9 protein-coding genes are annotated in these 7668 nt (G+C 62.1%); 5 read left to right on the forward strand and 4 right to left on the reverse strand.

The annotated features are described in order from the left end of the window. Positions 1 to 196 precede the first annotated feature (196 nt). From PMI14_RS34545 to PMI14_RS31185, 4 genes are all read right to left on the reverse strand, one after another. A complete protein-coding gene (locus tag PMI14_RS34545; protein WP_007861402.1) occupies positions 197 to 967 on the reverse strand; it encodes a toll/interleukin-1 receptor domain-containing protein in 771 nt (256 codons plus the stop codon). Positions 968 to 1653: 686 nt separating this feature from the next. Next, positions 1654 to 1887 (reverse strand): hypothetical protein, encoded by a 234-nt coding sequence (locus PMI14_RS31175; protein ID WP_007861404.1) that lies wholly within the window; start codon positions 1885 to 1887, stop codon positions 1654 to 1656. Positions 1888 to 1911: 24 nt separating this feature from the next. Beyond that, the gene (locus PMI14_RS31180; RefSeq protein WP_007861406.1) at positions 1912 to 3207 is read right to left on the reverse strand and encodes a Y-family DNA polymerase; all 1296 of its coding nucleotides are present in this window, start codon (positions 3205 to 3207) and stop codon (positions 1912 to 1914) included. Between the two features lie 22 nt (positions 3208 to 3229). Beyond that, positions 3230 to 3682: a LexA family transcriptional regulator gene (locus PMI14_RS31185; RefSeq protein ID WP_007861408.1), complete on the reverse strand. Its 453-nt coding sequence runs from the start codon at positions 3680 to 3682 to the stop codon at positions 3230 to 3232. 36 nt (positions 3683 to 3718) lie between these two features. On the opposite strand from PMI14_RS31185, the gene PMI14_RS31190 reads away from it, so the two are divergent. The 5 genes from PMI14_RS31190 to tig all read left to right on the forward strand — a co-directional run bounded on the left by PMI14_RS31190 (position 3719) and on the right by tig (position 7588). Further along, positions 3719 to 4414 carry an SOS response-associated peptidase gene (locus PMI14_RS31190; protein WP_007861411.1) on the forward strand — a complete coding sequence of 232 codons (696 nt, stop codon included), beginning with the start codon at positions 3719 to 3721 and terminating at the stop codon, positions 4412 to 4414. A gap of 235 nt (positions 4415 to 4649) precedes the next feature. Then, positions 4650 to 4949: an HNH endonuclease gene (locus PMI14_RS35955; protein ID WP_369751531.1), complete on the forward strand. Its 300-nt coding sequence runs from the start codon at positions 4650 to 4652 to the stop codon at positions 4947 to 4949. Between the two features lie 45 nt (positions 4950 to 4994). Next, a complete protein-coding gene (locus PMI14_RS31195; protein ID WP_007861417.1) occupies positions 4995 to 5339 on the forward strand; it encodes a hypothetical protein in 345 nt (114 codons plus the stop codon). Between the two features lie 79 nt (positions 5340 to 5418). Continuing rightward, the gene (locus PMI14_RS35230; protein ID WP_146187918.1) at positions 5419 to 6012 is read left to right on the forward strand and encodes a hypothetical protein; all 594 of its coding nucleotides are present in this window, start codon (positions 5419 to 5421) and stop codon (positions 6010 to 6012) included. Between the two features lie 262 nt (positions 6013 to 6274). Further along, positions 6275 to 7588, forward strand: coding sequence for a trigger factor (gene tig / locus PMI14_RS31200; protein ID WP_007861418.1), 1314 nt, complete (start codon positions 6275 to 6277; stop codon positions 7586 to 7588). Positions 7589 to 7668: the final 80 nt, after the last annotated feature.

The raw sequence follows: 7668 nt of genomic DNA on the forward strand, positions 1-7668 counted from the left end.
GTGCGGCGGCCGCCGGCGCCAGCGATTGGAAGGCCGCCCGCAACCGCCACGCGGCAGGACAACTCGACATGCGCCAAAGGCGAGGCCGGCGCGAGCTGGCGGCGCAGCTGCAGGAGCGGTATGAGCGGGAGGCGGTGCCGGCGCGGGATGATGGACCGGTGCCGCGGATCGACTGATTTCAGGCTTGCAGGATGGTCTATTCAGTGCCTGGAATCTTGCCGTCAGGGCCGATCCTCAAACCAAAACCCTTGGCTGTCTTGTTCTTTAGAACAGCGTTACTGAAGGCCTGATTCACTCTGGCGGCGGCCATCGCGCGGGTCTCGCCCGGACGGAGCTGATCTTCTAGGAATTTCTCGGTGGGCGTAAGTGCAGTCCGCGGTTCGAGGGCCGATTCGATGTCTGCCATCCGATTGCTCATCGCGCGCAGAGTGGCAAGAATTTCGTGTGAGACATCGGGGCGGTCTGCTGGAACTGTGGCCGTTTCAGGGATCGAGAGCACGTTTGCGTCAAACTGAGATTTAAACGTTGGCCAGTGCGCTTCGAATGAAGCCAGTAGGGTGCCGGTGTCTACTGGGTCAGTCAGATGGCGATTCATGGAGATCACAAGCTTTTCCATGGAGGCCTTATCAACGGTGGTGTGATTGAATTGTGCGAGCGGTCCACCTACATCCGTTGGTGTTAGGTCGACAAGCACGGTGTACACCCTGGCAGTATCCAGGCCTTTGGCGAGAGCGCCTGCTTCAAACAATATCCAAGGAGCATTCAGGTTCGCCTTGGTCAGGCAGATTATTCCCTGCGTCGTAGTTTGCAGTTGCTGCTCAATATCGCTCCTCCAGCGCGCACCGCGTTCAATGTCCTGCGTAGACACCCATGGCCGCGTGGCTTGAAGGACGCATTTAATCCAGGTCTTGAATATTTCGGCGGTCGCTTGGCTCCGTGTTCCAGACCAGCTGATGAAGACATTCATTCGGTACTTTCGTTGATGGCAAAAAGAACTACGTTAGATTCTTGGCGTGAATGTAAGCGACCATGTTGTGTTGCTCCAGAAAAATCGTGCCAATCGGCACTGCCGCGCGATGATGCTGGCCGAGACAGAGGCCCTGGGCGCTGGCGACTGGAAAGCTGCCTGCAACCGCAAGCGACAAGTCGGCTGCAGGAGCGGGAGGCGGTACGCCCAATGAGAAGGGCCACCGCCCAGGATTGATTGGCCAGGGCTCGCAGCCCTGGCCGATTTTCAGTACCCCGGAGTGAGGCCGAGATTTAGCAAGCCATTGGGCGTTGCAGAGTTCTCCACCCCTGCTGCAATGTGGACTGCACCGTAAAGCGGATAGAGGTACACCGGAAGCGGGAAGTCTCCCAAACGGTCAAGGTTGTTCGCTTGAATAGAGTCGGGCTGCGTGGCTATGTGCCAAGAGCCACCGAAGCTGGGGACCGGCACTACTTCGACGCGGGGGGGTGGATATGAAACCCAGCACCGTAGTTGATGGGACAGCATCAACGCCGCAAGCTCGCGAGGTCTGGAAAACCAGATGATGTTGCCGAGGTATCCGCCAACCCACTCGATGGAGTGGAAGGGGGAAAGGGGGTCGTGATGGACAAACGATATGTCCAGATTTGAAGGTCGCGTCACGGCGATGCTCCTTTGGTTACGACCTATTCCGGGAATCGGGTAGGCCTGAGAACACGATAATTGTTTTCGTTCTGCCACGCAAGCAGTTCAATCGGCCCCAGTCCTGTGTACACAGTCTGCCCGGTCGGCTTGGCCACCACATGCCACCAGTCGCGGTGCACCTCCTGCACCAGGTACTCGGCCGCCGGCAGCGGCAGTAGGATCTGCTCTGGCCGGCCAAACCACTCGGGCAGGCGCAGGATGGTGGGATGCGTCATCGTCGGTCCTCAGTTGATCGATCTTTAGGCCCTGGCCATGGGGAGGTCTTCCCAGCGGGTGGTGTACTGTGGCGTCCGCCGCTCCTGCCGCATCCCCCACTCGCGCACCTTTTCGGTCGCCCCGGTGCTGGCCACATGCACCGTGCCCTTGCCATACCGCCCGTTGATCGAGTCCAGCGCGGTCATCAGCTTGCTGCGGTCGGCGCAGTCATCGTCTTCAAGGTCCAACTCGTGCTGCAGCACGCTGGCCGGCACCAGGTCCAGCAGCATCACCCCCGCCTTGATCAGGTCGTAGCCCTCGGCGTAGATGCGGCGCAGGCCGTGGTGCGCGGCCAGCACCAGGTCGCCGGTGTCGGCCGTCGGGCGCCGCAGCGGCACCACGACCGACTTGTTGAACCGCGGCCCGGGGCGGAAAGGGCTGGTGTGGGCAAACACCAGCAACTGGCTGGCCAGGCTGCCCTGTTTGCGCAGCTTCTCGGCCGCCCGGCTGGCGAATTCGCTCACCGCCTGCAGCATGGGGTACAGGTCGGTGATGGGCTTGCCGAACGACCGGGTACAGGCAATCTCTTTTTTCGGGCTGGGCGCGTCGTCCAGCTCGATGCACGGCATGCCCTGCAGTTCGCGCACGGTGCGCTCCAGCACCACGCTCCAGCGCCTGCGCACGGTGGCCGGGTCCATGCGCACCAGGTCGAGCACGGTGTGGATATCGCCCTCATGCAGCTGCGCGGCGATCTTGCGGCCCACGCCCCACACTTCCTCCACCAGGGTGGTGCCCAGCACCGCATCGAGGTCTGAAGCGGGCAGGGCGGCCAGGTTGCACACGGTGGCCAGGTCGGCGGGGTAGCTCCCGGGCTTGCGCTCGGCGGTCTTGGCGATGTGGTTGGCCAGCTTGGCCAGGGTCTTGGTCTGCCCGATGCCAATGCCGCAGGGAATGCCGGTCCACTGGTAGATACGGTCGCGCACCTGGTGCGCGCGGTGCGTCACGTTGCGCACGCCGTGCAGGCCGATAAAGGATTCGTCGATGGAGTAAATCTCCTGCGTCGGGCCCAGGCCGGCCGCCAGGCTGTGCATTCGGTCGCTCATGTCCCCGTACAGCACGAAGTTGGCCGACAGGCCCACCAGGCCGTCGCCAAACTCCATGTGGCGGATCTCAAACCAGGGCGCTCCCATGCGGATGCCCAGGGCCTTGGCCTCATTGCTGCGCGCGATCGCGCACCCGTCGTTGTTGCTTAGCACAACCACCGGGCGCCCGTTCAGGCTGGGCCGGAACACGCGCTCGCAGCTCACATAGAAATTGTTCCCGTCCACCAGTGCATACATGCCGGGCCTCGCTGCATGCTGCTCAGGTCGGGAAGAGGGTGATACACCCGCGCGCCACGCCCCACACCTCGATGGTCTGGCTGTCCTTCGGCACGATGTCCGGATAAGTGGGGTTGGCCGCCTGCAGCTTCACCCGGCCGGCGCGCTGGTGCAGGTACTTGCAGGTGCATTCTCCGTCGACCACGGCCACCACCACGTGCATGTGCTTGGGCTTGATGGCCCTGTCGATGGCCAAGATGCTGCCGTCGTGGATGTTGGCCCCCACCATGGAGTCGCCGCGCACGCGCCAGAAATAGGTGGCCTGGGGGTGCTTCACCAGCAGCTTCATGATGTCCAGCCGCTCGACCATGAAGTCATCGGCTGGGCTCGGAAACCCCGCCTGCACAGAAACCCGCGACACTGGCAGCGCCAGCGCCCGCACGGCCACGTCATAGGGGACGGGCCAAGGCGAGTCGAAGATATCTATACTGTACATATATACAGTATAACTCCCTACTGCCAGGAGGTTGTCATGTGCACGTATTACGAGATCGGCCCCACCCAGCTCGGCCTGTACTTCGGCGATGTTCCCCAGGATGAAAACTGGCGCGACCACATGAGCCCGCTCTATCGCGGCGTGGTTATGCGCCCGCGTGCGGCCGGCACCGAGTTGGTAACAGGGCAGTGGGGCATGATCCCGCCGCGCTCCGAAACCAACATCCCCAAAGGCAAGGACGGCAAGCGCCTGAACACCGTCAACGCCCGGCGCGAGGGCATGGCCAAGTCATGGACCTACGGCGGCGCCTGGCGCAAGGGGCAGCGCTGCCTCATCCCCGCGCAGCTGTTCGTGGAACCCTACTGGGGCGCGGGCAAGCACATTGCCTGGCAGTTCGAGCGGCCCGACGGCACGCCCTGGGCGCTGGCCGGCCTATGGGACGTGTGGACCGACCCGGTCACAGGTGAGGTGTGGACCAGCTACACCATGATCACCCAGAACGCCGACCACCACCCCTTGATGCGGCTGATGCACCGCCCCGACCCCAAGCGCCCGCCAGACAAGCAAGACAAGCGCGCCGTGGTGCCCATCGAGCGCGGCGACTGGGACGCCTGGCTGCGCGGCTCAGTCGAAGAGGCCGAGGCCCTGATCAAGCTGCCGCCCGTCACGGCGTTCGCGCACCGCGCCAAAGACCCAGCGCAGCAGGTTGAACTGCCCTTGGAAGCCGAGTAGACTGTCGCCGTTCGGGAAACGCGCCCCCGACCGTGCTGGTTTCGCCAGCACCCGCCAGACTGCTAAGCACTGGTGCCCGGTTTGTGAGTTACTCGTCACGGGAATAGCTTGTTCATCAAGGCTGTTCTCTATGACGAAGCGTATGCAACTCCGCCGCCGGGCTTTTCAACTTCAACAATGCCGCTGCTACTACTGCGGACTCCCAATGTGGGAGCGCGGGCAGCGTGATGGCATGATGGCAATCGTTCCGCCGGAGCATGTAGACCACCTACAGTGCACCGCAGAGCACCTACAGGACCGCCAGCATGGTGGAGCCGATACGGCCCGCAACGTTGTTGCGGCCTGCGCATGGTGCAACCGACGTCGGCATGAAGGACGTACCCAATCCGCACCGTCCCCCAAGCGATACAGAAACGAAGTCCTGCTCGCGATGGCCGCCGGAACTTGGCACCCTGCGGCCCACGCACTCACCCAGATGCATGCCGCCTTAACTGCCCCACCCAAAAGGGTGGTCGTTCAAAAAACGCTTGCCTGAAAAATACACATCGTTACGATCGTGTATTCCCCGAGGAGACACATCATGAGCAAGGCAAAAATCACATTGATGCTGGCGGCCCTGGTGCTGGTTACAGGCGCAGTCCAAGCCCAGACCTACCGGCAGTATGGCAACACGACATACGGTTCCGATGGCTCCAGCTATCGCCAGTACGGAAACACCATCCAGAGCAACGACGGCACCAACTACCGCCAGTACGGCAATACCACCTACGGGTCGGATGGCAGCTCGTACCGCCAGTATGGCAACACCACCTACGGCAACGACGGATCCACCGCGCGTTCCTACGGCAACACTACCACCATCACCAGCCCCTCTGGCAATACTACCAACTGCCGCCGCTACGGGAATAGCTTGAGCTGCAACTGATTGATCAGTGCGCCCGCCCGCATTGCCCCTGGTGCGAAGGTGCCAGGGGCTTTTCTACATCTAATTTTTAAGGATTCGCATGAGTGAGTTAAAGGCCGAAAATGAGTCGGCGGCTGACGCTTCGGCAAGGACTGCGGATGATGCTGTGCTGCGCAAAGTGGCTGCCATCTGTGGGGGCGGAGTGCTCGCTGTACTTGTGATCGTGTGGGCGGTGTTGACGTTCGTTGTATATCCTGGCGGTGTTGGGGCGGATCCACCTGCCGCACGAGGACAGTTCGGCGATATGTTTGGGCTCGCCAACGCGCTTTTTTCGGGCCTTGCCTTCAGTGCGCTTATCGTTTCTTTGGGTCTGCAACGTAAGGAACTCGCCCTTCAACGGGCGGAGTTAGCCTTAACGCGCTCTGAGGTCGCGAAGCAAGCAATTGCACTGACCGCACAGGCGGGTACGATGGAAAGGCAGGCGCAAACAGAGCTTTTAGCCGCGCGCATCGTTGGGGTAGGTGCATTGATGAAGCTGGGGCAAGAGGCCTCAGGTAGCAACCTTGCTGCTCATCTTGGCCACTTCGGATACGCCTCGACCGAAATTCTCAAAGACAACACAGCTGAACTAGTGAAACTGCTGAAAGAAGCAGAGCAACTTCAAGCTGAAAAGAAGCAGGCGAATTCTTCCTAGGGGTAACCCGCGGTCGATGGCGTTGACGTAGGCATACACCGATGTGGGGCGCACACCAACCTTGCGCTGATTCCGCAAAGCTATAATGCTGGGTTTGCGTGATGGGCGTATTGCCATCCCGCGCCAATCCCGCACCGGTTGCGCAACGTGTTGATTTCATTGTCAGCACGACGCGCCCCCCGCGCACCATCCATGTGAGACCTTGCGGAACACTGCGCAGCAGCGAGCACGATCACATTCTTAGAGTCTTAGAGGAATAGCCATGTCCGTTACTGTTGAAACCCTTGAGAAGCTCGAGCGCAAGATCACGCTGAGCGTGCCCCTGACCGCGATCCAGACCGAAGTCGACACGCGTCTGAAGCGCCTGGCGCGCACCGTGAAGATGGACGGCTTCCGTCCCGGCAAGGTGCCCATGAACGTGGTCGCCCAGCGCTACGGCTATTCCGTGCAGTACGAAGTGCTCAACGACAAGGTCGGTGAAGCCTTTGCCGTGGCCGCCAACGAAGCCAAGCTGCGCGTGGCCGGCCAGCCCCGCATCACCGAAAAAGACGGTGCTCCCGAAGGCCAGGTGACCTTCGACGCCATCTTCGAAGTGTTCCCCGAAGTCAAGATCGCCGACCTGTCGGACGCCGAAGTCGAGAAGCTGTCGGCCGATGTGACCGATTCGGCCATCGACAAGACCATCGACATCCTGCGCAAGCAGCGCCGCACCTTCGCCCAGCGCGCCCAGGGTGCCGCTGCCGAAGACGGTGACCGCGTGTCCGTGGACTTCGAAGGCAAGATCGACGGCGAGCCGTTCGACGGCGGCAAGGCCGAGGACTTCCAGTTCCTGGTCGGCGAAGGCCAGATGCTCAAGGAATTCGAAGAAGCCGTGCGCGGCATGAAGACCGGCGAAAGCAAGACCTTCCCGCTGGCTTTCCCTGCCGACTACCACGGCAAGGACGTGGCCGGCAAGACGGCTGACTTCCTGGTCACGGTCAAGAAGATCGAAGCCGCCAACCTGCCCGAAGTGAACGACGCCCTGGCCAAGTCGCTGGGCATCGCCGACGGCTCGGTGGAAGGCCTGCGCGCCGACATCAAGAAGAACCTGGAGCGCGAAGTCAAGTTCCGCCTGCTGGCCCGCAACAAGCAAGCCGTGATGGACGCCTTGGTGGCCAAGGCCGAGCTGGACCTGCCCAACGCCAGCGTGCAGGCCGAAATCGCCCGCCTGCTGGAAGGCGCCCGTGCCGACCTGAAGCAGCGCGGCCTGAAGGACGCCGACAAGGCCGAGATCCCTGAGGACGTGTTCCGTCCCCAGGCCGAGCGCCGCGTGCGCCTGGGCCTGGTGGTGGCCGAGCTGGTGCGTGCCAACGAACTGCAGGCCAAGCCCGAGCAGCTCAAGGCCCACATCGACGAGCTGGCCGCCAGCTACGAGAAGCCCGAAGACGTGGTGCGCTGGTACTTCGGCGACCGCCAACGCCTGGCCGAAGTGGAAGCCGTGGTCATCGAGAACAATGTGACCGACTTCGTCCTGGGCAAGGCCAAGGTGGTCGACAAGGCCGTGTCCTTCGACGAACTGATGGGCCAGCAAGGCTAAAAACCTGGGGAACCCCCTGAGTCGCTTCGCGCCTTCCCCCTCTCTCATATTGCTTCGCAATCTGGGAGGGGGACGCCCCC

This window comes from Acidovorax sp. CF316, assembly GCF_000276605.1.
In the GTDB taxonomy this organism is placed as follows: Bacteria; Pseudomonadota; Gammaproteobacteria; order Burkholderiales; family Burkholderiaceae_C; genus Acidovorax.